Annotated in this window: 22 protein-coding genes and 2 pseudogenes; 14 read left to right on the plus strand and 10 right to left on the minus strand. The window is 71.1% G+C overall.

Going from position 1 to position 25640, the window contains the following annotated elements; translation table 11 throughout:
• Window positions 1-120 precede the first annotated feature (120 nt).
• Window positions 121-315 (minus strand): annotated as a pseudogene (locus tag ACFYZZ_RS27155) (Uma2 family endonuclease); the annotation flags it as partial.
• A 27-nt stretch (window positions 316-342) separates the two neighbouring features.
• Here ACFYZZ_RS27155 and ACFYZZ_RS27160 point away from each other — a divergent pair.
• Together ACFYZZ_RS27160 and ACFYZZ_RS27165 are read left to right on the plus strand one after the other, a co-directional pair.
• Window positions 343-789 (plus strand): hypothetical protein, encoded by a 447-nt coding sequence (locus tag ACFYZZ_RS27160; RefSeq protein ID WP_389181015.1) that lies wholly within the window; start codon window positions 343-345, stop codon window positions 787-789.
• Window positions 790-853: 64 nt separating this feature from the next.
• Window positions 854-1084, plus strand: a pseudogene (locus ACFYZZ_RS27165) (FAD-dependent monooxygenase); the annotation flags it as partial.
• A gap of 154 nt (window positions 1085-1238) precedes the next feature.
• Here the strand turns inward: ACFYZZ_RS27165 and ACFYZZ_RS27170 are convergent.
• The 3 genes from ACFYZZ_RS27170 to ACFYZZ_RS27180 all read right to left on the minus strand — a co-directional run bounded on the left by ACFYZZ_RS27170 (window position 1239) and on the right by ACFYZZ_RS27180 (window position 4884).
• The gene (locus ACFYZZ_RS27170) at window positions 1239-2726 is read right to left on the minus strand and encodes an FG-GAP and VCBS repeat-containing protein (RefSeq protein WP_389181018.1); all 1488 of its coding nucleotides are present in this window, start codon (window positions 2724-2726) and stop codon (window positions 1239-1241) included.
• An 82-nt stretch (window positions 2727-2808) separates the two neighbouring features.
• Complete coding sequence (locus tag ACFYZZ_RS27175; protein ID WP_389181021.1) at window positions 2809-4233, minus strand: FG-GAP-like repeat-containing protein; 1425 nt, start codon at window positions 4231-4233, stop codon at window positions 2809-2811.
• A 450-nt stretch (window positions 4234-4683) separates the two neighbouring features.
• Entirely contained in the window at window positions 4684-4884 is a 201-nt protein-coding gene (locus ACFYZZ_RS27180) for a hypothetical protein (protein WP_389181024.1), read from the minus strand.
• A 97-nt stretch (window positions 4885-4981) separates the two neighbouring features.
• Between ACFYZZ_RS27180 and ACFYZZ_RS27185 the strand changes: the two genes are divergently transcribed.
• Both ACFYZZ_RS27185 and ACFYZZ_RS27190 read left to right on the plus strand, forming a co-directional pair.
• Window positions 4982-5677, plus strand: coding sequence for a hypothetical protein (locus tag ACFYZZ_RS27185; protein WP_389181027.1), 696 nt, complete (start codon window positions 4982-4984; stop codon window positions 5675-5677).
• Window positions 5678-5679: 2 nt separating this feature from the next.
• Window positions 5680-6066: a YbaK/EbsC family protein gene (locus tag ACFYZZ_RS27190; protein ID WP_389181030.1), complete on the plus strand. Its 387-nt coding sequence runs from the start codon at window positions 5680-5682 to the stop codon at window positions 6064-6066.
• Window positions 6067-6161: 95 nt separating this feature from the next.
• Here the strand turns inward: ACFYZZ_RS27190 and ACFYZZ_RS27195 are convergent, their stop codons facing one another.
• Window positions 6162-7382: a serpin family protein gene (locus tag ACFYZZ_RS27195; RefSeq protein WP_389181033.1), complete on the minus strand. Its 1221-nt coding sequence runs from the start codon at window positions 7380-7382 to the stop codon at window positions 6162-6164.
• A 105-nt stretch (window positions 7383-7487) separates the two neighbouring features.
• Between ACFYZZ_RS27195 and ACFYZZ_RS27200 the strand changes: the two genes are divergently transcribed.
• The 6 genes from ACFYZZ_RS27200 to ACFYZZ_RS27225 all read left to right on the plus strand — a co-directional run bounded on the left by ACFYZZ_RS27200 (window position 7488) and on the right by ACFYZZ_RS27225 (window position 14029).
• On the plus strand, window positions 7488-8708 hold the full coding sequence (locus tag ACFYZZ_RS27200; RefSeq protein ID WP_389181036.1) for a DUF4190 domain-containing protein: 1221 nt from the start codon (window positions 7488-7490) through the stop codon (window positions 8706-8708).
• A gap of 178 nt (window positions 8709-8886) precedes the next feature.
• Complete coding sequence (locus tag ACFYZZ_RS27205; protein WP_389181039.1) at window positions 8887-9639, plus strand: GntR family transcriptional regulator; 753 nt, start codon at window positions 8887-8889, stop codon at window positions 9637-9639.
• A 335-nt stretch (window positions 9640-9974) separates the two neighbouring features.
• Window positions 9975-10166 (plus strand): SPOR domain-containing protein, encoded by a 192-nt coding sequence (locus ACFYZZ_RS27210; protein ID WP_386578133.1) that lies wholly within the window; start codon window positions 9975-9977, stop codon window positions 10164-10166.
• Window positions 10167-10216: 50 nt separating this feature from the next.
• Complete coding sequence (locus ACFYZZ_RS27215; RefSeq protein ID WP_389181042.1) at window positions 10217-10621, plus strand: (deoxy)nucleoside triphosphate pyrophosphohydrolase; 405 nt, start codon at window positions 10217-10219, stop codon at window positions 10619-10621.
• 144 nt (window positions 10622-10765) lie between these two features.
• The gene (locus tag ACFYZZ_RS27220) at window positions 10766-11194 is read left to right on the plus strand and encodes an ATP-binding protein (protein ID WP_389181045.1); all 429 of its coding nucleotides are present in this window, start codon (window positions 10766-10768) and stop codon (window positions 11192-11194) included.
• A gap of 249 nt (window positions 11195-11443) precedes the next feature.
• Window positions 11444-14029, plus strand: a complete 2586-nt coding sequence (locus ACFYZZ_RS27225) for a SpoIIE family protein phosphatase (RefSeq protein ID WP_389181048.1) — start codon at window positions 11444-11446, stop codon at window positions 14027-14029.
• A 77-nt stretch (window positions 14030-14106) separates the two neighbouring features.
• Here the strand turns inward: ACFYZZ_RS27225 and ACFYZZ_RS27230 are convergent, their stop codons facing one another.
• Complete coding sequence (locus tag ACFYZZ_RS27230; RefSeq protein WP_389181051.1) at window positions 14107-15651, minus strand: hypothetical protein; 1545 nt, start codon at window positions 15649-15651, stop codon at window positions 14107-14109.
• A gap of 81 nt (window positions 15652-15732) precedes the next feature.
• On the opposite strand from ACFYZZ_RS27230, the gene ACFYZZ_RS27235 reads away from it, so the two are divergent.
• Window positions 15733-16818, plus strand: a complete 1086-nt coding sequence (locus ACFYZZ_RS27235) for a hypothetical protein (protein ID WP_389181054.1) — start codon at window positions 15733-15735, stop codon at window positions 16816-16818.
• Window positions 16819-16855: 37 nt separating this feature from the next.
• On the plus strand, window positions 16856-17164 hold the full coding sequence (locus ACFYZZ_RS27240) for a hypothetical protein (protein ID WP_389181057.1): 309 nt from the start codon (window positions 16856-16858) through the stop codon (window positions 17162-17164).
• On the opposite strand, the gene ACFYZZ_RS27245 is transcribed toward ACFYZZ_RS27240, so the two are convergent.
• Genes ACFYZZ_RS27245 through ACFYZZ_RS27260 form a run of 4 tightly spaced genes read right to left on the minus strand, consistent with a single transcriptional unit; the run spans window position 17145 to window position 20998 of the window.
• Entirely contained in the window at window positions 17145-17915 is a 771-nt protein-coding gene (locus ACFYZZ_RS27245) for a succinate dehydrogenase/fumarate reductase iron-sulfur subunit (RefSeq protein WP_389181060.1), read from the minus strand. The genes ACFYZZ_RS27240 and ACFYZZ_RS27245 overlap by 20 nt on opposite strands.
• A complete protein-coding gene (locus ACFYZZ_RS27250) occupies window positions 17912-19840 on the minus strand; it encodes a fumarate reductase/succinate dehydrogenase flavoprotein subunit (RefSeq protein WP_389181063.1) in 1929 nt (642 codons plus the stop codon). The genes ACFYZZ_RS27245 and ACFYZZ_RS27250 overlap by 4 nt, the downstream gene beginning before the upstream one ends.
• Before the next feature lie 23 nt (window positions 19841-19863).
• Entirely contained in the window at window positions 19864-20685 is an 822-nt protein-coding gene (locus tag ACFYZZ_RS27255) for a hypothetical protein (protein WP_389181066.1), read from the minus strand.
• Between the two features lie 22 nt (window positions 20686-20707).
• Complete coding sequence (locus ACFYZZ_RS27260; protein WP_386578143.1) at window positions 20708-20998, minus strand: hypothetical protein; 291 nt, start codon at window positions 20996-20998, stop codon at window positions 20708-20710.
• A 287-nt stretch (window positions 20999-21285) separates the two neighbouring features.
• Here ACFYZZ_RS27260 and ACFYZZ_RS27265 point away from each other — a divergent pair, with 287 nt between their 5' ends.
• Entirely contained in the window at window positions 21286-23535 is a 2250-nt protein-coding gene (locus tag ACFYZZ_RS27265; RefSeq protein WP_389181068.1) for an ABC transporter family substrate-binding protein, read from the plus strand.
• Window positions 23536-23677: 142 nt separating this feature from the next.
• Window positions 23678-25585 carry a translational GTPase TypA gene (gene typA / locus ACFYZZ_RS27270; protein WP_389181071.1) on the plus strand — a complete coding sequence of 636 codons (1908 nt, stop codon included), beginning with the start codon at window positions 23678-23680 and terminating at the stop codon, window positions 25583-25585.
• Window positions 25586-25640 lie beyond the last annotated feature (55 nt).

Genomic DNA, 25640 nt, shown 5'->3' on the forward strand with positions numbered 1-25640 from the left:
GGTACTGCAGGGGGGACCCTGTGGGAGAGTAGGACGCCGCCGAACAATCATTGTGGGAAAGCCCCGCACCGTATGGTGCGGGGCTTTTCTGCGTTGTCCCTGCGCCGGCGTCTCGCTGGGCCGGGGTGGGGTGAGCTTGTCGAGGTCCAGGCTGATCTCGAAGGGCACGGAGCGCTGGAGGGTGCCTCGGAAGATACCGGCGGGGGCATATGCGCCAGTCGGTTCGTCGAGTTCGTAGGCGTGGACGACGGGGGCGCCTTGGTCGTCCTCGATGCACCAGTAGTGCGGGATGCCTGCCTCCGCGTACTTACGGAGCGAGAACAGGGTGTACACGGGCGGTCGGTGGCTGACCTTCCGGCCGGGCGGCTCCGGCGCGAGTGGCGGTTGAGAAGGGAGCATTCCGTGCTGAAGAGGGTTGGATTCTATGCAACGGCCGAAGAAGTCCTCGAGCTGAAGGGGCCCGTCGCGGTGTCCGCCGAGGACACGATCGTGCGTTACCTGGAGGAGGGGGAACTACTCGTCGCGACGGATTCCTGGGTCGACGATCTGGTCGATCCGGACATCAAGAGGATCTGCCAGTACTCGATCCGTACCGACGGAGTGTGGGTCTGGCCGAGCAGCCTCGTCTACTACCTCGTCAGATACCACACGGAGCTTCCGGACGATTTCCTGCGGCACATGGATGCTTCGGGCTGGACGGTACCGACGCTGGACGAGGCCGCCCTTGATGCCGTCATGGACCAGTTCATGCTGGAGGAGTCCCTGGACCCGGAGGAGCCGGATGCCTGAAGGCATGTGGGCGGGCAGGCGGACTGGGGCCGGTAACTGGGCTGCCGTGCGGCTGATCGACGTGGAGATCGTCGGCCGGCACGATCGGGCGCCGCTGCGGCGCTGGAGCACCGCCCGCACCACGCTGCTCGGCGACGCGGCCCACCCGATGCTGCCGCACCACGGGCAGGGCGCCAACCAGGCCGTGGAGGACGGCGTCGCGCTCGCCGTCTGCCTCGCCGAGGCGGGGCCCGGCGGCGACGGGATCGCCGCCGCGCCGGCCCGTTACGAGGCGGTGTGCCGCCCGCACACCACCCACGACGACGTGTCCGGCGGCAACGCCGCCTGACCCGCACCCGACCGACCCACCACCCCAGGGCCCCCGATGCCGTCACCGGCGCCGGGGGCCCTGGGAGTGTGGCCTCGTCAGGGCGTCCATCGTGATCACCGCCGGGCAGCGTGGGGACTCCCTAGCCGCGCCCGATCACCAGCCCGTATTCCAGGGCGCTCGTCGACGACGGCAGCCCCAGGCTCTTCGGCGTCAGGGCCCTGGAACCCGTCGCCGTCGTGCCCTGCGCGGTGCCCGGGAGGAGCCAGACGCCGCCCTGGGCGGAGTTCTCGCCGGGAGTGCCTGCCGCGAGGTCCGCGTGGCCGTCGGCGTCGTAGTCCTGAAGGCGGACCGATGCGCCGAACCGGTCGTTCGTCTCCGCGGTGCCCGGGACGCCGCTGCTGTTCTGGGTGAAGCCGACGCTCGTCGCCGTACCGCCGGAGGACAGCAGGCCGGTGGCGGTGCCGTGGACGAGGACCACCGTGCCCGCGTTCTGCCGCGAGCCGACCGCCTCGTACGCGTCGCCGATGGCGAGGTCGGCGTAGCCGTCGCCGTCGATGTCGCCCGCGGCGAGCGCTGCGCCGAGGCGGTCCTCGGACTCGGCGGTGCCGGCGATGCCCGGACTGTCCTGCTGGATCTCCTGGGTGCGGGCGCCGAAGCCGTCGGACTTCGAGCCGTACGCCACCTTCACCAGCCCGCCCTTGAACGCCTCGGCACGGCCCGTCGAGTAGTCCGCGCAGTCCGGAGCGTCGGCCTCGTAGTTGGGGTAGCAGGCGCCGAGTGCCAGGTCGTCCGTGCCGTCCGCGTCGAAGTCGGCGGCGGCGAGGGAGGCGGCGGAGGCCGTGGTGCTCCACAGCTGCACCGGGGCGCCGTCCTGCCAGCGGTAGATCCGGACGAATCTGCTCTCCATCGCCGTGACCGAGACCGCGAGGTCGTCGTCGCCGTCGCCGTCGAAGTCGCCGGTGGTCAGGGCGCTCACGCCGCCGAAGTCCGCCCCGGCGATCTCCCCGCTCAGGGTGTCCGGGGAGTCGGCGGTGAGCGGGCCGGGACGCAGCACAGCGCCGCCGTGCTCCTCGCCGCTGCGGCTGAGAACCAGGTCGGTGCGGCCGTCGCCGGTCACGTCCCCGGCGGCGATCACCGCGCCGATCCGGGAGAACTCGCTCGCACCCTGCGCGACCGTGTAGCCACCGCTGGTGAAGCCGGAGGCAGAGCCGCGCAGCACGGTGACGGTGCCGTGTTCGGCGTACTTGTCGGCGGAGAGCGACTCGCTGGAGGCGCCCACGACCAGGTCGGCGTAGCGGTCGCCGTCGACGTCCGCGGCGGTGACCGCGGAGCCGAAGAGATCACCCGCCTCGGGGGTGCCCGGCACTCCGCTCGTGGCCTGGCTGATCCGTACGGAGCCGTACTTGCCCGGTCCGTCCGGGCCACCCCACACGACGTTCACATAGCCGGCCTTGGCCTTGTCGCCGACCTGCCCGGAGGGCACGCCCACCGCCAGGTCCGGGTAGCCATCGCCGTTGAAGTCTCCCTGCGGCGCGGGGGCGTCGGTGGCCTGCGCGGCGGTGGGCGCGGTAACGCCCAGCATGGTCGCCGCGCAGATCATCGTCGCGGAAAGGATCTTGTTACGCATCGTTGTCGCTTCTCCTGGTGGTACTCAAGACAACCGGTCTGAACCGGTCTGAACCGGTGTGAACAGGTGTGAACCGGTGTGGTCAGTGGGCGAAGACATCCGCGAACTTGCGGCCCTCGACCACCGGATAGCCGAAGTCCGTCGCGTTGAAGGCGGTTGCGTACGACGTCGTCAGGCCCGCGGTCGTGCCGCGCAGCACCCACGCCGCCCCGTCGTCGTATCCCCCGGGCACCACGTCCTCGCCGAACGCGCCGATCGCCAGGTCCGCCCTGCCGTTGCCGTTGATGTCGCCCAGCCGCAGCGAGGAGCCGAAGTGGTCGCCGGCCTCGGCGGCGCCCGGTACGCCCGGCGTGGCCTGGTGGAAGAACTGGGCCCCGCTCGTGGTCAGTCCGGCCGGACTGCCCTTGAAGAGATCGATGTTGCCGACGTTCCGGTGGCCGTCCAGGTCCTCGTACGGGGCGCCGACCGCGATGTCCGCGTAGCCGTCGCCGGTCGCGTCGCCCACCGCGACGGCGGCGCCGAGGTCGTCGTAGTCCTCGCCGATGCCCGGTACACCGGCGCTGTCCTGGGTGTACCGGGTGCCCGTGGCGGGCAGTCCGGCGGCCTCGCCGTACCGCACGGTGAAGGAACCGCCCTTACCGATCTCCGTGTTGCCGGTGACCAGGTCGTCGTATCCGTCGCCGTTGATGTCGCCCGCCGAGACGGCCTCGTCCCAGGCGGTGCCGCCCGCTCCGCTCCCGTCGGCGAGCACCGTGTAGCCGGAGCCGATGTCGCCGGGACCGCCGCGCAGGAGGCCCACGTAACCGTGGACGGCGCCGGTGCTGTCCGCGCGGCCGCCGTGCACGACGAAGTCGCTGCCCTCGGTGGCGGAGAAGTGACCGGCGACGATCCCGTCCAGGCGTACGCCCTCGGGCAGGAACCCCACTTCCGGTGCCAGCGCGCCGTCCTGGGTGGGCTTCCCGTCGGCGTACCACCAGAAGGTGTTGGCACCGACGACGACCAGGTTGCCGGTGCCGTCGCCGTCGAGGTCGGCGAAGGCGGCGCCCGTCCCGAACGCGACGGCCTGGGCGTTCGGGGCGGTGACCACGGTGCCGCCGGACGTGAACGGGTGCGCTCCGCCCCAGATGATGGTCACCGAGCCGTTCGCCTTACCACCCGTGACCTGCTCCAAGGGTGCGCCGACGATCAGGTCGGCGTAGCCGTCGCCGTCGACGTCACCGCTGGTGACGCTCTCGCCGAACTGGTCCCCGGACTCCGAGGTCCCGGGAACGCCCGGGGTGTTCTGGGTGATGTTCACCGACCGGGCGGGGCTGACGCCGGAAGACGAGCCGAACAGGACGGTGACCGTGCCGCCGCTCGCCTTGGGCGTGCCGATGGCCAGATCGCGATACCCGTCACCGTCGAAGTCGTCCCACAGCCCGGAGGGCGCCGCAACGGCACCGGGAGCGCCCAGCCCCGCACAGGCAAGGGCGGCAGCCACCACAACGGCGAAGGTACGTATGCGCAAGGTCATGCTCCCGTCAGTGAACCGAGGCTTCAGCGACGTACGACATGCGTGGTGAACGAAGGGTTGTACACGAGAAAGCACAAGGTGAACGTGCGGCCGCCGCCACCACCGCTTCCGCGGGCAGGCGTTCCTCTCCTCAGCGGCGGGCGGCAGTTCACCTACGTCGTGGTCGCGCCGGCACCGGAGGGCTACGCCGAGTCGTGGAGCACGCCCGCACCACAATGCTCGGCGACGCGGCCCACCGATGCTGCCGCACCACGGACAGGGTGCCAGCCAAAGGCGGCCGGGGAGAACGACGCCTGCCCGTTCAGAACTGGAGGCCCCGGCTCCCAGCCAGGCGCAGTTGGGTGGGGTCGCCGCGGAATTCGTCCGATGCGCTACATGCCCCAGAGGCGGGTAGCGGCAACGGCCGCACAGCGCAGTGCGGGCCGATGCGCGCGTGGTCGCCCTTCAGGAGGCTGTTGGCGTGGCGGTCGAGGCCGGCGTCTTGCCGGGCGCGGTGGGTTGCCCGGTGAAGACGACGAGGTGCCACGTGCCCTTGTCTCGGGTCACCGTGAAGGTGTCGTTCATGGGTTTGCCTGCCTTGTCGGTGGCGGAGAGATGGGCGCTCCCGACGATCGCCAGCCGCATTCCGACCGAGCGGGTGAACACCCTGGGGGCAGAGCGGCGGCCTGCCCGCGTGCTGCTCTTCTGGCCGATGTGCTGGAGGCCACAGTTCCGGCTGTGGGCTGGCCATAGGCTCGTTGGCATGACCGATGACCACCTCACCCGCGTTGTGGAACGGCTGGACGCCTGGCTCGAAGCGAACGCGCCAGCTGACTCCGCGGCACTGAACCCCCCTGCCGCGCAAGGTGACATCAGCAAGATCGGCGAGTACTTGATCGATCTACATCCGGACGTCGTCACCTGGCTGAAATGGCACGATGGAGCCACAGCCACGACAGGCCCTTCTCATGCCGGGTTTCTTCTGCCGGGCGGCTACGCCCCGAACACCGCCGAGGAGATGGGCACTGGCCAGCGCGAGATGGAACGAAAGGTTGCGTGGAGCTTCGACGAGGAGGACGAGAACGAAGCCTATTGGTTCACCGTCGAGGACGGGCGCGAACTCGACATCATCGGTGACGGAACGACTGTCTATTCGACAGAGGACCTGGGACTCGTACCGGCTCCAACCACCTGCCACATTCGGTGGGTCCCGTTCGCATCCTTGACGGAGTCCGGACACGACTTGATCGTCGACCACCGGCAAGGGCCGACGTACGGGGCTGTCCGCAGGATCGAACCGGACCTGGTCGACCCCTGCGCTGTGGTGTGGCCGAGCGTGCGGGCAATGTTCACCTCCGTGGTCGAAGCACTGGAGACGGCCCGACCAGTCACGGTGGGGACCGTGGCATACGTGCCGAGGGTCCTCGACGGCGCCCTCGACTGGGAGATCGTCGGGTAGGCGTGCGGACAGGCAGAAGGGGCCGGCGAGTCGGGCTTCGCCGCCGGCCCCTTCTTCTCACACCGCAGCGTCAGTTACGGGCGGACCTCACACACCTCGCCCACGGTGCACCCCTCCAGCCCGGGCGCCTCGATGTAGAAGGCGTCGTTGTCGGCGACCGCCGCCTGGACATGACCCGGGTGCGCGAGCTGTACGGCTGCACGGACGCCGCCTTCGCCGCGCGCGAGGTGGCCGAAAGACTGTCGGGCTGTGTGAGCGGCTGCGTCGTGCCGTTCACGTTCGACCCGGACCTGGAACTGGTCGTCGACACCGCCCTGCTGGACAACGACTGGATCTACTTCAACGCGGCCCGCCTCGACCTGTCGATCGCCCTGCCGGTGCCAGCGTAGGTCACCCTGACCCGCCCCCGCACGGCCCCGCCGACCACCCCGCCGTTGGCGGGCGTCCTCGGACCCGGCGCGGACGTCCCGCAGGAACAGCGCTCCTAACGGCCCATCGCGGGATACGGCGCCGGATCCGTCACCCAGCCCGCCATCAGCACCAGCCGCGACTCGCGGTCCACCGCGAGGAAGCCGAAGGGGCGGTCGAAGGCCACGCGGACGACCGTGGTCTCGTAGCGGTACTGCGGGACGGCACCGGCGCCGTATGGCATGAGCGCCGTCACCGCCGCCGCCCGGAAACCGAGCGCGCCGAACCGGGCGAGGGCCGACTGGCGGGCCGCCCCGATGGCGAGCGGGAAGGCGCTGATGCCGGGGAAGTGGCCCTCCCGGGCGTCCGAGGCCGCAGTGAGCCCGAACAGGGCGTGCAGCGCCAGCAGATCGTGGTCGGCGCGCACCTCGTACGCCACCGTCCGTACGTCCAGCGTGATCGGCTCCGGCGCGAGCGCGGGCTGCTGTTCCACGTGCAGGCCGGGGCCGACATGTCCGAACGGCAGCTGCCCGCCCCCGGTGACCGCGAGCGTGCGCTCCACGACCCCGACCCCGGCCGTGAGCACCTGACTCGGTGTCATGCGCTCCTCGCCGAGCACCAGATGGACGTCGATGCCGTTGTCGCCGGGCACCGTCAGCGCGGTCACGAAGCCGTCCGGCGTGCTCGTCAGGCCGATCCGGTCCGGCCGCACGCTCCTGCGGTGCAGCCCGAGCAGCGAACGGCCCTGCCAGGGACCGGAGTCCGGGCGCAGCATCGTCTCGGTGAACGGATGCCGCCAGTCCGTGCGCAGCGTGAGCGCACTGGCCAGCACCATCCGTGCTTCCCGGGTCAGTGTCACCGGCATGCGCTCCACGAGCCCGCCGGTCCGTTCGGCCGCCCAGGCGTCCAGCCGCTCCTGCGCGGTGACGAGGTCCTCCCCGAACACCCCGTACGTCCCGGCCGGCAGCCCGGCCCGCCACTCCTCGCGCAGTTGCAGCGTCTCGTGCGTCCACAGGCCGAGCGCCGCGTCCAGGCCGGACACCGACTGCATTCCGGCCAGCAACTCCCGTGCGGCGGCGGCCGCCTGGTCCGCGGGCACGCCGAGCGCCCCGGCCAGCTCGGCCCGTGCGGCGCCCGTCGCGCCGTCCGCGAGGAAGGCCAGCAGGGGCCAGACCCCGGCCGCCGAGAACGCCGTACCCTCCGGTGCCGCTGCCGCCGCCCACCGTGCGGTGAGCCCGTTCACCGCACCCACGGTGGTGTTCCCCACCCGGCTGTCCGCTCGGGGTTCCACCCTCATTCCGCCCCCACTCGTGCCCCGCTTACCATGCGCCCAGTCGTACGTCAGTCCAGCCGCCGACGCTGGGGCCTGTCCGACAATCCCCGACCCAGGAGCACGGTACCGGTGTCCATACCCCCGCCCCCCGGCCCCCACCAGCCACAAGGGCCGTATCAGCCACCCCAGCAGTACCCGCAGGGGCCGTACGGGCCGCCGTCGTACCCGCAGCCGCAGGGCCCGCAGAGCCCCTACGGGCCGTACCAGCCGTGGGTGCAGGGCTACAGCCCCTACAACCAGCCGGCGCCCGTCAACGGACTCGCCATCACCTCGCTCGTGTTCGGTGTGCTGTGCTGTCTGCCGGGTGTGGGGCTGTTGCTCGGGCTGGTCGCGCTGCGGCAGATCGGCCGGCGGGGCGAGCGCGGCAAGGGGCTGGCGATCGCTGGCTCGGTGCTGTCCGGGCTCGGGCTCGCGCTGTGGGTGCTGATGCTGGCCACGGGCGGCGCGTCCTCCTTCTGGGAGGGCGTCAAGGAGGGCGCACGCGACGGCGCGAGCATCTCGCTGGCCAAGGGCGAGTGCTTCGATGCGCCCGGCGGCCTCAGCGGCGAAAAGAAACACGTCGACAAGGTCCCCTGCTCCGGCGAGCACGACGGCGAGGTGTTCGCCTCCTTCCTGCTGAAGGACGGGGCCTACCCCGGCGACGACTCGGTCGGCGGCACCGCCGACAGGCGCTGCCACGGCCTCCAGGACACCTACGCGATGGACGGCTGGGCCGTGCCCGACGACGTCGACGTTTACTACCTCACGCCCACCGAGGACAGTTGGTCCACCGGGGACCGGGAGGTCACCTGCGTGTTCGGCAGCGTGACCGAGGGCGGGAACCTCACCGGCTCGCTGCGCAACGACGCGACCGTCCTGGACCCCGACCAGGTCGCCTATCTGAAGGCGGCTCACGTCCTCAACGCCGCCCTCACCACCGCCCCCGACACGGAGTACGTCGAGGACGACCTGCCGGGGCACAAGGCGTGGGCGGGCCGGGTATCGGCTGCGCTGGCCGAGCAGGCCCGGATGCTGCGTGCGAACGAGTGGCCCGCCGACACCGTGGGGCGGGTCACCGTCCTCGCGTCCGACCTGGACAAGGCGCGGGCGGAGTGGGCGAAGGCCGCGAAGGCGAAGGACGCGGACGCCTTCTACCAGCACTACGACACCGGGCTCAAGCTGCTCGACCCGAAGGAGGCGGTCCCCGTGCGCAAGGCCCTGGGGCTGGAGACCACCCCGCCCGCCGACGAGAAGGGTGACGGCGGCTCGGGCGACTCCGGCGGCGGGAGCGGGGGCGCGCTGGCGGTGTGAGCGCGCCGGGGCGTGATCACGGAGAGGTGTGACCGCGGCTATAGCGGGGAGAAAGTGCCTGGTAAAGCCCTCCCCGGCCACAAGTCATCACATCGAGTGATTCTCTGGCCTTTGCTTGCGTGGCACAACCCACGGTTGCCAGGCTGTTGCTGTCTGTACAACCTGATGGGAGCGGCCAGTGACTTTCGGTGAGCAGCCGGCGTATCTGCGTGTCGCGGGTGATCTCCGCAAGAAGATCGTCGACGGTTCGCTGCCGCCCCACACCCGGCTCCCCTCCCAGGCCCGCATCCGCCAGGAGTACGGCGTCTCGGACACGGTCGCGCTGGAGGCCCGCAAGGTGCTGATGGCCGAGGGCCTGGTCGAGGGCCGCTCCGGCTCCGGGACGTATGTGCGCGAGCGCCCGGTGCCCCGGCGCGTGGCCCGCTCCGGGTTCCGGCCGCCCTCCGGCGCCACGCCCTTTCGGCAGGAGCAGGCCGACGCCACGATGCGTGGCACCTGGGAGTCCAGCAGCGAGCAGGCCGAGGCCGGGGCCGCCGTCGCCGAGCGGCTCGGCCTCAAGCCCGGCGAGCGCGTCATGCGCACCAGGTATCTGTTCCGGGACGCGGGGGAGCCGATGATGCTCTCCACCTCCTGGGAGCCCCTCGCCGTCACCGGCCGCACGCCTGTGATGCTGCCCGAGGAGGGCCCGCTCGGCGGCATGGGCGTCGTCGAGCGCATGCGAGCCATCGACGTCATCGTGGACAACGTCACCGAGGAGGTCGGCGCCCGCCCCGGCCTCGCCGAGGAACTGCACGTCCTCGGCGGCGTCCCCGGACATGTGGTCCTCGTCATCCAGCGCACCTACTACGCCTCCGGCCGCCCCGTGGAGACCGCCGACGTCGTGATCCCCGCCGACCGCTACCAGGTCGCGTACCACCTGCCAGTGAAGTAGCGCACACCCCCGCACGCTCCCGGGCGGGCGTCCTCGCCCCGTGATCCGGCTCCCGCCCCCTGCGGCCCGTTGCAATCCGGCCGTTTTCCCAGGTGATCCAGGGTCCGCCCGAAATGCCCCCGACGCACGACAGAAGGGGGTAGGGCGGCGCGTTCCCCATCGTGCGCCCCCTGTGTTCTGGCTGGTTGCGTACCTCTTTGTGAAAAGGCGTATTCGCTGCGTAAAGGTAGGGCGTACGCTCAGGCATATGCGGATTGCGGTTTCCTTAGGCGGGGCGCAACGGGGGCCCGGGAGGGAAAGCGGGTGGGGCGGTGCGAGAAGGAACGGTGGGGGCGATGAGTGAGGGCACGGTCGCCCTGCCCTGGATCGTCATAAGGCAGGACGACAACGGCAATCGCTACCGCGTGGGACGGTATGCGACCCGGGCCGAGGCTCAGAAGATCGCCGACAGTCTCGACGACCGCGGCCACAAGCAGCTCTACTGGGTCGAACGCATCGGCCAGAACGGCGACGGCACCCACAACTGACCTCAGGCGCGCTCAACTGACCACTGACGCGCTCCCGTAGGCTCCGCTCCATGACCGAACGGATCGTGGTGGTGGGAGCCGCCCTGCTCGACGCCGGCCGGCTGCTCGCCGCGCGGCGCAGCGCGCCTCCCGAGCTGGCCGGGCGCTGGGAGCTGCCCGGCGGCAAGGTCGAGCCCGGTGAGCGGCCCGAGGACGCCCTGGTGCGCGAACTGCGCGAGGAACTCGGCATCGACACCGAGGCGGTCGAGCGCGTACCGGGGGAGTGGCCCCTGCGATCCCCGTACGTCCTCCAGGTGTGGATCGCGCGCCTGCGCCCCGGTTCCGCCGCGCCCCGCCCCCTCCAGGACCACGACGACGTGCGCTGGCTGACTCCGGACGAGGTCTGGGACGTGGCATGGCTGGACCAGGACGTGGCGGCGGTGCGGGAGATCGAGACTCTGGCCGCTTGGGCGTAGGGCCGGCACTCCCTCGGAACCCGGCATTCATGTCCGTTGCGCGGAGCACCCCGTACGCCGTTCGTGCCACCGCGCACCCTTCCGCACGGTAATGCTTCCCGGATACCGGGTATGTCCCCATTAACCCCACGAAACCGGACATGGGTGGGCTCTTTGGCCTGGGAAGTGATCGGCGTGATCGACACCGAAGGCGACTGCGCCGAGTGGACGTTTCCCGCGGAACCCGGCGCCGTGCGCACCGCCCGCGCCGCGGTCCGGGGCCAGTTGCACGGCTGGGACCTCGACTGTCTCGCCGATCTGGCCGCGCTGCTGGTCAGCGAGCTGGTGACGAACTCCCTGCGGCATGCGACCGGGCCGATCGGCGTACGGCTGGTACGCCCTGCCGGGCTCGGCGACACGCTGCTGGTCGAGGTCTCCGACCCGCTCCCGGACCCGCCGCGCGAACGCACCGCCCGCGCCGAGGACGAGAGCGGCCGCGGTCTGCAACTGGTCGCCGGCTCCTCGCGCCGCTGGGGGACGCGGCCCGGCGATACCGGAAAGACCGTCTGGTTCGAACTGGTGGTGCCCGGGTGAGCCTGGTGTACAGGCCGCCGCGCGCCGTCCATGCTGCGACGCGCGCCCGGTACCGGGGTGGGGGTGCGTGATTCGAGGGCGTGTTCCCTGGTTAGAAGACTGGATGTGTCGTCGCAGTAGGTCCGAAAAACGCCTGGACCGAGCTGTGATCGTGAACACCGTGTCGTGCGGCGCCGTAGTGCTGGATACTGCGGGCAGCCGCCCCCGGTGACCGGTGCCGGGTGCGGTGAGCTGGAGGGGACGGTTCGCGTGAGCGAGATACCAGCGAAGGCCACGGAGTCCGAGGACCCGTCGGGCGGCGCGAGGAGCCAGGCCGTACAGACCGCGGTGCCCGGCGACGCCATGTGGCAGAGCAGTCCGCCCGGCTCGATCTACGACTACATCAGGGTCGCGTCCTTCTCCATCAGCTCCGGCGGGGTGGTCGAGCAGTGGAGCCTGCGCGCCGAGCAACTCTTCGGGATCCCCGCCGAACGCGCCGTCGGCATGGACCCCATCGAGGCCTTCATCGATCCCGATCTGCGCGAGCGCGGCCAGCGCAAGATGGCCGAAATCCTCGACGGGCGGGAGTGGACCGGGGTGGTCCCTTTCCGGATGCCGGACCTGCCGGACGGGGCGCGCGGCGAGGAAGGGCTCGCCGAGGTCTACGTCATGCCCACTCGGACCGCCGAGGGCGACAAGGCCGCCGTCTGCATAGTGGTGGACGTCCGCACCCTGCGCAGCATCGAGACCGACCTCGCCGCCTCGCAGGCCATTTTCGGTCAATCCCCTTTCGGCTTCCTGCTGATCGACATAGACCTCAGGGTGCGCCGCGCCAACATGCGCTTCGCCTCCATCTTCGGCGGAACCCCGGACGACCACCGTGGCAAGGGAGTTCACGACTACCTCCCGCGCGCTGAGGCCGAGCGGGTTTCGGCCACCCTGCGCCGGGTGCTGGAGACCGGCGACTCCATCACCGACATGCATGTCACGGGCTTCGTCCCGGGCTCCGAGGAGCGCCGGCACTGGTCCGTCAACCTCTACCGCGTGCACAGCGGCAGCGGCCGGCCCATCGGCATCGCCTGGCTCGGCACCGACATCACCGCCCGCCGCGCCGCAGCCCGCGAGGCCGCCGCAGCCCGGCGCAACCTCGCCCTGCTCAACGAGGCCGGCGCCCGCATAGGGAACTCCCTCGACCTGGAGACCACGGCCCGCGAACTCCTCGACGTCGTCGTCCCCGGGTTCTGCGACCTCGCCACCGTCGACCTCTACCAGGGCCTGCTCACCGGCGACGAGACCCCGCCCGGCCTCGCCGACGGCAGCGCGGCACTGCGCCGTGTCGCCTTCGCCAGCGCCGTCTCGGGCGCGCCCTTCGACGGCGACGGCGACCCCGTCGCGGTCGGCGCGGTCCACCACTTCCCGTTCAACTCGCCCTGCGCGGACGCCCTGCGCACCGCCCGCCCGCAGCGCGTCCCGGCCGAGGACGGCGGTCTCGTGCAGTCCATGCTGGTGGTGCCGATGGTCGCCCACGACACGGTCGTGGGTCTCGCCCAGTTCGCCCGCACGAAGGGCAGCGAGCCGTTCGGCGACCGCGACCGGGACCTCGCGGTGGAGCTGGCCGCGCGGGCCGCCGTCTGCATCGACAACGCCCGCCTGTACCGCCGCGAGCACGAACGCGCGCTGATCCTGCAGCGGTCCCTGCTCCCGCCCGGCGACCCCGAGGCGTCCGGCCTCGACATCGCGTGCCGCTATCTGCCCGGCAACGCGGCGACAGAGGTCGGCGGCGACTGGTTCGACGTGATCGAACTCCCGGGCCACCGTACGGCCTTGGTGGTCGGGGACGTCATGGGCCGCGGTCTGCGCGCCGCGGTGGCAATGGGCGAACTCCGTACGGCGGTCCGCACGCTGGCCCTGCTCGACCTCGAACCGGCCGAGGTCCTCTCGGCGTTGGACGAGATCGCCCGCGGCCTCGGCACCCCCGGCGGCGTCCAGCAGGCCACCCGCGCGGCCCGCCAGCCCCGCGACGCCGACCTCTCCGAGGTCTATCTCGCCACCTGCGTGTACGCGGTCTACGACTCGGTGACCAGACGCTGCACGTTCGCCAACGCCGGCCACCTTCCCCCGGTGCTGGTGGAACCCGGCGAGGCGGCCCTGATGCTCGACGTGCCGCCGGGCATGCCGCTGGGCGTGGGCGGCGAGCCGTTCGAGGAGGTGGAGGTCGAACTCCCGGAGGGCGCCCTGCTCGCCCTCTACACGGACGGCCTGGTCGAATCCCGCGACCACCCCCTGGACGAGGGCCTCCAGGCCTTCGTCGGCGCGCTGACCGACCCATCCCGCCCCCTGGAGGACGTCTGCGACCACGTCCTCAACACCCTCGACACCCACCACGGCGAGGACGACATCGCCCTGCTGATGGCCCGGGTCCAGGGCTTGCCCGCCGACTCCGTCGGCGACTGGACGCTGCCGCGCGAGCCCCGCAGTGTGGGGCGGGCCCGTGAATACGCCCGCGCGCAGCTGCTCAGCTGGGACATGGAGCCTCTGGTCGACACCACGGAGCTGCTGGTCAGCGAGCTGGTCACCAACGCGCTGCGCTACGGCGAGGGCGAGATCAGGCTGCGGTTGCTGCTGGACCGCACCCTGGTCTGCGAGGTCTGGGACTCCGGCCTGGTCCAGCCCCGCCGTCGCCGTGCCCGCGACACCGACGAGGGGGGCCGGGGACTGCAACTGGTCGGCCTGCTCAGCGCGGCGTGGGGCTCACGCCGTACGCCGCGCGGCAAGACCGTCTGGTTCGAACTCCCGCTCCCCGGAGGCGAGAACAGCCTGACGGACCCGGCAGAGGCCCTCCTCAGCCTCTTCTGACCCGCCGCCCTGGGGGCTCCGCCCCTGCACGGGTGGGAAACGGGGGTCTGGGGGCGGAGCCTCAGGGAGCGCGGCGGCTAGCCGAGGTGGCGGCGCCCCCGGGTCTCCGGGCCGCCGAAGCTGGCCGGGGGACCGCCGTCCGGCTCCTCGGCCAGCAGGATTCCGCCGAGGACGGCACCGGTGAGGCCGGTGGCGTGGCCGTCGGCGTACGGGTTGCCGTGGGCCCGCACATCGCGTTCGGCCAGATCGCGGGCCTCTCGCGCGAGCACGTCCGCGTCGGCGCCCGAGCCGAGCGCCCGCTCCGCCTCCGCCAGCCGTGCCCGCGCCTGAGCGCCCACCGCCCCCCGGTGCACCGCGATGAAGTCCTCGGCCCCGCCGAGCGCGCTGCGCGACACGAGCCGCGCGGCCGCCTCCACTGCCCCGGAGCGCCCCACCTCCAGCCGCTCCACCGCCCGGGCGATGCGCCGCAGCGCGTCCAGCGGATCGTACGGGCCGGCGGTCAGCTCCGCGCGTACGGCGGCCAGTACCCCGTCGGCGTGGGCGATCCGCGCGTGCAGCTCACCGGGGGCCAGCCGTCCGCCGTTCCGCCGTGCCTCGGCGATCTCCGCCTCCCCGCCGGTCAGCGCGGCCGGCACCAGCGCGGCCGCCTCCCGCAGCTGTGCCGCGAGCCGCTCGACCCCGCCGACGAGAACACCGGCCTGGGCGACGCCGCCCTCGGCCGCGCGCAGCCGGCGGGCCGCCCGCTGTCCGTCCCCGGAATCGGCCGCCTGACGGGACTCGTTGAGCTGCGACGTGGCGAACACCAGCCGGTCCTTGGCCTGTTCGACATACCCGGTGACGGGGGCCCCGGCCGAGGGCGCGTACCGCAGGTGCAGCTCCGCCGCCGTGGCCTCGGCCGCGGCCGTCCGCGCGGTCAGCTCCCGGAACCGCCCCTCGGCGACCTCCAGGGCCGCGCCCACCCCCTGCTCCAGCCCCCGCAGCAGGTCCAGCCCCTCCGCCTCGGCATCCAGCCGCCGCCCCGCCTCCGCGCACCGCCCGACCACTCCCACCAGCGCCTGCCGACGGGCACTCGCGTCCCCCGGAACCCCCTCCTCGTAGCGCCGCCATATCGCGAACGCGGCCGACAGTTCGGTCTGCGCGGCCCGCAGGGCGTGCACATACGGCTCGACCGCCTCGCTGCCGAACAGCTCCTCGACGAAGGGAAGTTCCTCGCTGCTGGCGCGTACACAGTCGTCGGCCAGCACCAGCGCGGCGCGGGCCTGCCGCTCGCTCTCGAGCGCGGAGGGCGCGGGCGGCGCCGCCGACACCACGCCCGGCGTCGTCCGGGTCCGGGCCCGCCGGGTGCGCCGCAGATAGCCGTACCCGGCCAGCACCCCGGCCGCACCGACGGCGACCAGCGGCATGAGGAGATCGGTGACGGACGTCCCTTCCTGCTGCGTCGTGGCGGCGCTCGCGACCGGCCCGGCCGGGGAGACGGGAACCGGATCATGCTCACCGGCCGTCATCACCGGCAACACCAGCCACCCGGCCCCCACGAGCGCACCCAGCACGGCATGCGTCACCCGCACCCGTATGTGCGCCTTGGCACGCCGGGGCCGGCCCCGGATCAGGGAGGACGTCACATTTTGGAGCGTATGGGCAGGTAGGCGGCTTCGCGAGTGGGGCGGATACGGCTGGGGGACGTGGCAGACCAGGAGGCAGGATTGAACGAGGAGACGGCCGGCGAAGCGACGGGTCCGGAGGCCGCCGACGGCGAAAACCTCCCACAGGGGCCACGACCACGACGCCGGCGCCGCCGCATCGTCATCATCGTCGCCACCGCACTGACGCTCCTGCTCCTCCCCGTCCTCACCGCGGAAACAGCCCTCCGCCTCAACTACACCGGCGACCCCGCCCACGGCACCCAGACCCGCAACCGCGACGCCCTCTGGCTCGGCCACGCCTGGGTCGACGGCCGCAAGACCGACAAGGACGTCAAAGCCCTCGCCCACCGCCTGCGGGGCACCGGCATCCGCGACCTGTACGTCCACTCGGGCCCGCTGGAACACGACGGCACCCTGCCCAAGTCGGAGTACCCGAAGGCACGTTGGCTGATCAAGGCCGTCCACCGGGAGCTGCCCGGCATCCGCGTCCAGGCCTGGCTGGGCGACAAGCTGGCCGGTGAGACCCCCGACGGCCTGCACCTGGAGCGCGCCGCCACCCGCACCGCCGTCGTCGCCTCGACCCGCCGGATCCTGGCCGCCGGCTACGAGGGCGCCCACTTCGACCTGGAGCCCCTGCACTCCGGCGACAGCGACTACCTCTCCCTCCTGGACGACCTGCGCGCGCTCACCCACGCCCACCACGCACTGCTGTCCGTCGCGGCCCACCAGATAGACCCGCTGCCCGCGTTCCATTCCTTCGCGGGTCTGACCACCGGCCACCCCAAGTGGTGGTCTCAGGCCTACTTCGGGCAGGTGGCCCGCCGGGTGGACCAGATCGCCGTCATGTCGTACGACACCGCGCAGCCGCTGCAGAGCCTGTACGGCGGTTACGTGGCCCAGCAGACCAGCCTCGCCCTGGAGGTCGCCCCGGACACCACCGACCTCCTGATGGGCCTGCCCTTCTACCACACCGACAAGATGGGCCACTGGGCCGCGGCGGAGACCGTACCGGCCGCCGTACGCGGTGTCCGTCTGGGCCTGTCCCGCACCGACGCCGACCGCGCCCGCTTCGGCGTCGCCCTGTACGTCGACTTCGCGGCGACGGAGGCGGACTGGCGGGCGTACCGGAAGGACTGGGTCGGATGACTACCGAGGCGGGCGTTCCGGTGGGACGCTGATCGTCATGCACATGTACTTGGTGGTGTCGGCATGGCTGGTCGTGGTGCTGCTCGCGGCGGGCGGCATCGCGTCCATCGTGGCGGACTGGGTGCCGTGGCCCGCCCGACGCCGGGTGATACGGCCGCGGCTGTGGGGGTACGGCACCCTGGTCACGACGCTCGGGCTCAGCCTGCTCCTGTTCCTCGGGCCGTTCGACAACGCCGGGTTCGGCGACGTCGCGTTCTTCGCGTACATCGCGCTCTTCCTGGCCGGGTTCATCATCCAGGCCCTCGCCCAGCGCCCCGGCCGGGACACTACGAGGACCTCCTCCTGATCTTCGACCCCAGCCAGACCAGCGGGTCGTACTTGCGGTCCACCGCGCGCTCCTTCAGCGGGATCAGCGCGTTGTCCGTGATCTTGATGTCCTCCGGACAGACCTCCGTGCAGCACTTGGTGATGTTGCAGTAGCCGAGGCCGTGCTCGTCCTGGGCGGTCCCCTTGCGGTCCAGGCCGGCCTCCTCCGCCGCGTCCAGCGGGTGCATGTCCAGCTCCGCGACCCGCATCAGGAAGCGCGGCCCGGCGAACGCCTGCTTGTTCTCCTCGTGGTCGCGGACGACATGGCAGGTGTTCTGGCACAGGAAGCATTCGATGCACTTGCGGAACTCCTGCGAGCGGTCCACGTCCTCCTGGAACATGCGGTACTCGCCCGGGCCCACTCCGGCGGGGGGTACGAAGGCCGGAACCTCCCTGGCCTTCTGGTAGTTGAAGCCGACGTCGGTCACCAGGTCCCGGACCACCGGGAAGGCGCGCAGCGGGGTGACGGTGATCGTCTCGTCCCGGGTGAACACCGACATGCGCGTCATGCACATCAGCCGCGGACGCCCGTTGATCTCCGCCGAGCACGAACCGCACTTGCCCGCCTTGCAGTTCCAGCGCACGGCGAGGTCGGGCGCCTGGGTCGCCTGGAGCCGGTGGATGATGTCCAGCACCACCTCCCCCTCGTGGACCTCGACCCCGAAGTCCTCCAGGCCGCCGCCCTCCACGTCACCCCGCCACACCTTGAAGCGGGCCTCGTAGCTGCTCACTCGTACAGCTCCTCTTCGGCGAGGTACTTGACCAGCTCCTCCTTCTCGAAGAGGGCGAGCAGGTCCGGGCGGATGGGTTCGGTGGTCTCCCGGGTCAGCCGGATCTGGCCGCGCGCGGGATCGGTCGCCGCGAGGCCTCCGGTGGGATCGGCCAGCGAGCACAGCAGGTTCACGTTGCGCCAGGCGCGGTCCATCGTCGGATGGTCCTCGCGGGTGTGACCGCCGCGCGACTCGGTGCGCTCCAGCGCGGCCCGTGCCACGCACTCGCTGACCAGCAGCATGTTCCGCAGGTCCAGGGCGAGATGCCAGCCCGGGTTGAACTGGCGGTGCCCCTCGACACCGGCCCGCCGGGCGCGTACGCGCAGCTCGGCCAGCTTCTGCAGGGCCTGCTCCATCTCGCCCTCGCGGCGGATGATGCCGACCAGGTCGTTCATGGTCTGCTGGAGTTCCTGATGCAGGGTGTACGGGTTCTCCGGCGGGCCCGCCTCGCCCTCCGTCTCCGCGGCGAAGGGCCGCAGGGCCTCCGCGGACGCCAGGTTGACCTGGGCCTCGGCGACCTCGGGACGCTCGGCCGTGCCCGCCGCGTACTCGGCTGCGTGCCAGCCGGCCCGGCGCCCGAACACCAGCAGGTCGGAGAGCGAGTTGCCGCCCAGCCGGTTGGAGCCGTGCATGCCGCCGGCGACCTCACCGGCCGCGAACAGCCCCGGCACCCCGCGCGCCGCCGCCGTCTCGGAGTCGACCGCGATGCCGCCCATCACGTAGTGGCAGGTCGGCCCGACCTCCATCGCCTCCGCCGTGATGTCGACGTCCGCCAGCTCCTTGAACTGGTGGTACATGGAGGGCAGCCGGCGCCGGATGACCTCCGCCGGCATGCGCGTCGACACGTCCAGGAAGACCCCGCCGTGCGGGGAGCCGCGGCCCGCCTTCACCTCGGAGTTGATCGCCCGGGCCACCTCGTCTCGGGGGAGCAGCTCCGGGGGACGCCGGTTGTGGTCCGGGTCGTCGTACCAGCGGTCGCCCTCCTCCTCCGACTCGGCGTACTTCTCCTTGAAGACGTCGGGGATGTAGTCGAACATGAACCGCTTGCCCTCGGAGTTGCGCAGCACCCCGCCGTCGCCGCGCACCGACTCGGTGACGAGGATGCCCTTCACCGACGGCGGCCAGACCATGCCGGTCGGATGGAACTGCACGAACTCCATGTTCAGCAGCGGCGCCCCGGCGAGCAGCGCCAGCGCGTGACCGTCGCCCGTGTACTCCCACGAGTTGGACGTCACCTTGAACGACTTGCCGATTCCGCCGGTCGCCACGACCACGGCGGGGGCCTCCAGGACGAAGAAGCGGCCGGACTCACGGTCGTAGGCGAAGGCTCCGGAGACACGATCGCCGTCCTTCAGAATCCGGGTGACCGTGCACTCCTGGAAGACCTTCAGCCCGGACTCGTAGTCCCCGGTCTCCTTGAAGTCCTCCTGCTGCAACGCGACGATCTTCTGCTGGAGCGTGCGGATCAGTTCGAGCCCCGTGCGGTCGCCGACATGGGCGAGCCGCGGGTACTCGTGGCCGCCGAAGTTGCGCTGCGAGATCTTCCCGTCCTTCGTACGGTCGAACAGCGCACCCCAGGTCTCCAGCTCCCACACCCGGTCCGGGGCCTCCTGCGCGTGCAGTTCGGACATCCGCCACTGGTTGAGGAACTTGCCGCCGCGCAGGGTGTCACGGAAGTGGACCTGCCAGTTGTCGTGCTTGTTGACGTTGGCCATGGCCGCCGCGATGCCGCCCTCGGCCATCACCGTGTGCGCCTTGCCGAACAGCGACTTGCAGATCACCGCCGTACGGGCGCCCCGCTCGCGCGCCTCGATCGCGGCCCGCAGCCCGGCGCCGCCGGCACCGACCACGACGACGTCCCACTCCTGCCGGTCCACCACGGACATCAGTCAGTTCCTCACTGGGGTCTCTAGAAGAAGCGCGGGTCGGCGAAGACCCCGGATGCGACGAGGTAGACGTAGAAGTCGGCGAACGCCACGCTCACCAGCGACGTCCAGGCGAGCAGCATGTGCCGGGCGTTGAGCTTCCCGACGAACTGCCACGCCTTGTAGCGCACGGGATGCTTCGAGAAGTGCTTGAGCTTGCCGCCGACGATGTGCCGACAGGAGTGGCAGGAGATCGTGTACGCCCAGATCAGCACGATGTTGACCAGGAAGACGAGGGTGCCGAGGCCCATGTGGCCCCAGCGGTAGTGCTCGTCGCGGAAGGCCAGCACGGTGTCGTAGGTCAGCACGCCGGCGACCAGCAGGGCGGCGAAGAAGAAGTACCGGTGGACGTTCTGCAGGATGAGCGGGAAGCGGCTCTCGCCGGTGTACGTCCGGTGCGGCTCGGCCACCGCGCAGGCGGGCGGGGACGCCCAGAAGCTGCGGTAGTAGGCCTTGCGGTAGTAGTAGCAGGTCAGCCGGAAGCCGAGCGGGAAGATCAGGATGATGACGGCGGGCGAGATGGCCCACCAGCTCCCGAAGAGGTCGGCGTTCGGCCCCGCGTGCATGGTCGCGCAGTTCTGCGCCAGGCACGGCGAGTAGAAGGGGGAGACGTACGGCGCCGCGTAGTAGTCCGCGTTCGCGAAGGCCCGCCAGGTCGAGTAGACGACGAAGGCGAACAGACCGGCCGCGGTGACGGCGGGCACCAGCCACCAGCGGTCGGTCCGCAGATGCGGTGCGTCGATCGCGGCGCGCGTACGCGAACGTACGCCGCCGCTGTTCTGTTGAGGTTCCGTACCAGTCGCCAAGACAGACTCCGGTCGGTTCGGTTCAGGGAGCGTGCCGGTCGCGGGCGCCCAGGCCTTCGTCGTCCGAGTCCGTCCACAGGCTGATGTCGTACGGCGTGTCGGAGATGGTGACGAGGTCGGGCCGGTCCGCGGCGGCCGGGCTGCGCGCCGCGTCCCGCAGCAGCGCCAGGCTCTCGCGCAGATGGTCGGCATCCATCCGGACCCGGCGCATCTCCAGGCCACCGCTGCCCAGCTGCTTCTCCAGGCGCCCGAGCGACCGGTACAGATCGTCGAGGCTGCGCTGGACGGTTGTCAGTTCGTCGTGCACGGACATGACTTGCCCTCACTTCCACGGGTCCTGCGGGCCCTGGGCGGCAACGTTCATGCGCCTTGGAGTGTTGCGCGTCACACCTGTCGCTGTGAAGAGATGTGCACCGATTGGCGGAGTCGCGTGGGTGCATCTCCGGGTGTGTTGCGCCACACGGGTGGCTTACTTTCCGTCGTCGTCGTGTCGCCCGCTGTTGCCGGATCCTTTCCTCTTCACTGGGCGCATAGATCTGATCAGCTCCATATACGGCCAAAAGTGATCATAACGCCCTCGGCTTCCCGGAGGTAGCAGAGATGTCCCACGACGGCGTCGGAATCCGCGCGGTCCTGCGCTCGGCCGCCTTCCTGACCGCGGGGGCCCTCGCGGCGTCCCTGCTCGCCGGCTGCGGCTCCGACGAGGAGCCGAGCCGTCCCCTGGCCGGGCAGGACATCGACCTCGTCGCCCGTGACCAGGTGGCCGAGGGCGGCACCCTGAAGTGGGCCGTGGACGCCGTACCGGAGACCCTGAACACGTTCCAGGCGGACGCCGACGCGGGCACCACCCGGGTCGCCCAGGCCGTGCTGCCGTCGATGTTCCGCCTCGACGCCACCGGGCGTCCGGTGGCCAACCCCGCCTATCTGGAGTCCGCCAAGGTCATCGAGACCGAGCCGCGCCAGGTCGTGCTGTACAAGCTGAACCAGCAGGCCGTCTGGAGCGACGGCCGGGAGATCGGCGCCGCCGACTTCGTCGCCCAGTGGCGCGCCCTGTCCGGAAAGGACAGCGCCTACTGGACCGCCCGCAACGCCGGCTACGACCGCATCGAGAAGATCGAGCGCGGCGCGAACGACCTCCAGGTCCGGGTCACCTTCTCCCGCCCCTTCGCCGACTGGAAGTCGCTGTTCTCCCCGCTGTACCCGAAGGACGTCATGGGAACCCCGGACGCCTTCAACGACGGCGCCCGCCGCAAGCTGGACGTCACCGCGGGCCCCTTCAAGGTCGAGAAGGTCGACACCGCCACCAAGGACGTCGTCCTCACCCGCAACCCGCGCTGGTGGGGCAAGCCCGCCAAGCTGAACGAGATCGTGCTGCACGCCGTGGACCGCGACAAGCGGGCGGCGGCGCTCGCCGACGGAACCGTGGACCTCGCCGACATCGATTCGGCCGAGGCCGAGCGGATCAACCTCGCCTCCCGCCAGGGGGGCACCGGCACCCCGCTGCAGGGCGCCGGCAAGACCTCCGCCAAGAAGCTGCGCTCCTGGGCCCTCGCGCACGGCCTCGACTCCGACGCGGTCAAGGCGGGCCAGAAGAAACTGCGCAAGGCCATCACCCGGTACCTGGAGGAGCAGGAGCAGCTGCACGCCTTCGACGTGCGCAAGTCGCTGGAGCCCGCCTACACCCAGCTCGCCCTCAACGGCGCCTCGGGCCCCCTCACGGACGAGCGGGTCCGCCAGGCCATCGCCCGCGCGATCGACCGCGAGGAACTGGCCAAGCTCGTGCTGACCCCGCTCGGCCTGCCCGCCGTCCCGGTCGGCAGCCACCTCGCCCTGTCCGGGCAGGCCGACTACGTCGACAACAGCGGCGCCCTGGGCGGCGTGGACACCAAGGAGGCCGCGGCGCTGCTCGCGGACGCCGGCTGGGTGCTCGGCGGACCGGTCAAGGAGCAGAAGAAGACCGAGAAGGCGGCCGGCGCCGAGGCCGAGAAGAAGAAGGCCGAGGCCGAGAAGAAGAAGGCGGAGGAGTCCGACGGCGGCGACGACGGCCAGTACATCGTCGGCGAGGACAACAAGGGCAGCGACGACAAGGGCAGCGACGACAAGGGCAAGCACCACGAGTCGGCCGAGGAGAAGGGCGAGAAGAGCGAGAAGGGCGAGAAGGGCGACGAGGGCGGCAAGCACCTCTCGCAGGACGGCAAGCAGTACAACGGCGGGCAGGGCGGCGCCCCCGGCGCCTACGCCCCGAAGGGCACCGCGGCCCCGGCCGGCGCCGTCACCGCGCCGCTGGCCAAGGACGGCAAGGCCCTCGCCCTGCGCTTCGTGCTCCCTTCGGGGCCCGGCTCCGAGACCCTGAACTCCGTCGCAGCGCGGATCGCGGCGATGCTCGACAAGGTCGGCATCCGCACCACGATCACCAAGGTCTCGGACGAGAGCTACTTCAAGGACCACGTCGCCGCGGGCGACTACGACCTCGCCCTGTACTCCTGGCCGTCCTCCGCCTTCCCCGCGACCGACGCCCGGCCGATCTACGCCAAGCCGGTCCCGGCCGCCGACGGCTCGGTGAACGTCGAGCAGAACTTCACCCGGGTCGGCACCGACCAGGTCGACCAGCTCTTCGACCAGGCCGCCTCGACGCTGGACGAGGACGAGGCGCGGGACCTGATTCGCAAGGCGGACTCCCGGATCTGGGCGGCCGCCGGCTCTATCCCGCTCTACCAGCGCCCGCAGCTGGTCGGAGCCCGGAAGAACCTGGTCAACGCGGGTGCGTTCGGGTTCCAGACACCCGTCTACGAGGACATGGGCTTCCTGAAAAAGGGCGCCAAGGTCTCACCGAGCCCGTCCGGCAGCTGAGACCGCCACGGCCCTGAGGAGGCCGACCCCCTCAGGGCCACGTAACATGGGGTGAGGCCGTGGCATGTCAAGCCCGGCAGGGCCCGCGTCACACGGACGTACGCACAGGGGCCTTCCTCACACTCCGGGAGTACGTCGCAATATGGCCACGCGCCACGACATCCGCAACGTCGCCATCGTCGCCCACGTCGACCACGGCAAGACCACCATCGTCGACGGCATGCTGAAGCAGGCCGGCGCGTTCGCCGCCCACCAGCTCGACCAGGTCGACGACCGGGTCATGGACTCGAACGACCTGGAGCGTGAGAAGGGCATCACGATCCTCGCCAAGAACACGGCGGTCAAGTACCACCCGAAGGACGGCGGGGACCCGATCACCATCAACATCATCGACACCCCCGGCCACGCCGACTTCGGTGGCGAGGTCGAGCGCGGTCTGTCGATGGTGGACGGCGTCGTGCTGCTGGTGGACGCCTCCGAGGGCCCGCTGCCGCAGACCCGCTTCGTGCTGCGCAAGGCCCTGCAGCAGCGCCTGCCCGTCATCCTGTGCATCAACAAGACGGACCGCCCGGACTCCCGCATCGACGAGGTCGTCAACGAGACCTACGACCTCTTCCTCGACCTGGACGCGGACGAGGACCAGATCGAGTTCCCGATCGTCTACGCCTGCGGCCGTGACGGCGTCGCCTCGCTGACCAAGCCGGACGACGGCACGGTCCCGGCCGACAGCGACAGCCTGGAGCCGTTCTTCTCCACGATCCTGGAGCACATCCCGGCCCCGACCTACGACGAGGCCGCCCCGCTCCAGGCCCACGTCACCAACCTGGACGCCGACAACTTCCTCGGCCGTATCGCGCTGCTCCGCGTCGAGCAGGGCGAGCTGCGCAAGGGCCAGACGGTCGCCTGGATCAAGCGCGACGGCTCGGTCAGCAACGTCCGCATCTCCGAGCTGATGATGACCGAGGCGCTCACCCGCAAGCCGGCGGAGATGGCCGGCCCCGGTGACATCTGCGCCGTCGCCGGTATCCCGGACATCATGATCGGCGAGACCCTCGCCGACACGGAGAACCCGGTCCCGCTCCCGCTGATCACGGTCGACGAGCCCGCGATCTCCATGGTCATCGGCACCAACACCTCCCCGCTGGTCGGCCGCGGCGGCACCGGCAAGGGCGCCGACGCGAAGTCGGCCGTCAAGGACCGCAAGGTCACCGCCCGCCAGGTCAAGGACCGCCTGGACCGCGAGCTGATCGGTAACGTCTCCCTCCGCGTCCTGGAGACCGAGCGTCCCGACGCCTGGGAGGTCCAGGGCCGTGGTGAGCTGGCGCTCGCCATCCTGGTCGAGCAGATGCGCCGCGAGGGCTTCGAGCTGACCATCGGCAAGCCCCAGGTCGTCACCAAGGACGTCGACGGCAAGGTCTACGAGCCCGTCGAGCGCATGACGATCGACGTGCCCGAGGAGCACATGGGCGCGGTCACGCAGCTCATGGGCGTCCGCAAGGGCCGTATGGACAACATGTCCAACCACGGCTCCGGCTGGGTGCGCATGGAGTTCGTGGTGCCCTCCCGCGGTCTGATCGGCTTCCGCACCGAGTTCCTGACCCAGACCCGCGGCACGGGCATCGGCCACTCGATCCACGAGGGCCACGAGCCGTGGTTCGGCACGCTGCAGACCCGTAACAACGGCTCGCTGGTCGCCGACCGCGCCGGCGCAGTCACCGCGTTCGCGATGACGAACCTCCAGGAGCGCGGCGTGCTCTTCACGGAGCCGGGCACCGAGGTGTACGAGGGCATGATCGTCGGTGAGAACTCCCGCTCCGACGACATGGACGTCAACATCACCAAGGAGAAGAAGCTCACCAACATGCGGTCGTCCACGGCCGACGTGGCCGAGTCGATCGTCCCGCCGCGCAAGCTCTCCCTGGAGCAGTCGCTGGAGTTCTGCCGCGACGACGAGTGCGTGGAGGTCACCCCGGAGGCGGTCCGCATCCGCAAGGTGAACCTGGACGCCCGCGAGCGCGCCCGCGCCGCGAGCCGCGCCAAGCACGGCTGACGCCTTCTGACACCCCCGTAAGACCCGGTCCTCCGCCTACCGGAGGGCCGGGCTT

This window comes from Streptomyces sp. NPDC001816, assembly GCF_042892235.1.
Classification (GTDB): Bacteria; Actinomycetota; Actinomycetes; order Streptomycetales; family Streptomycetaceae; genus Streptomyces.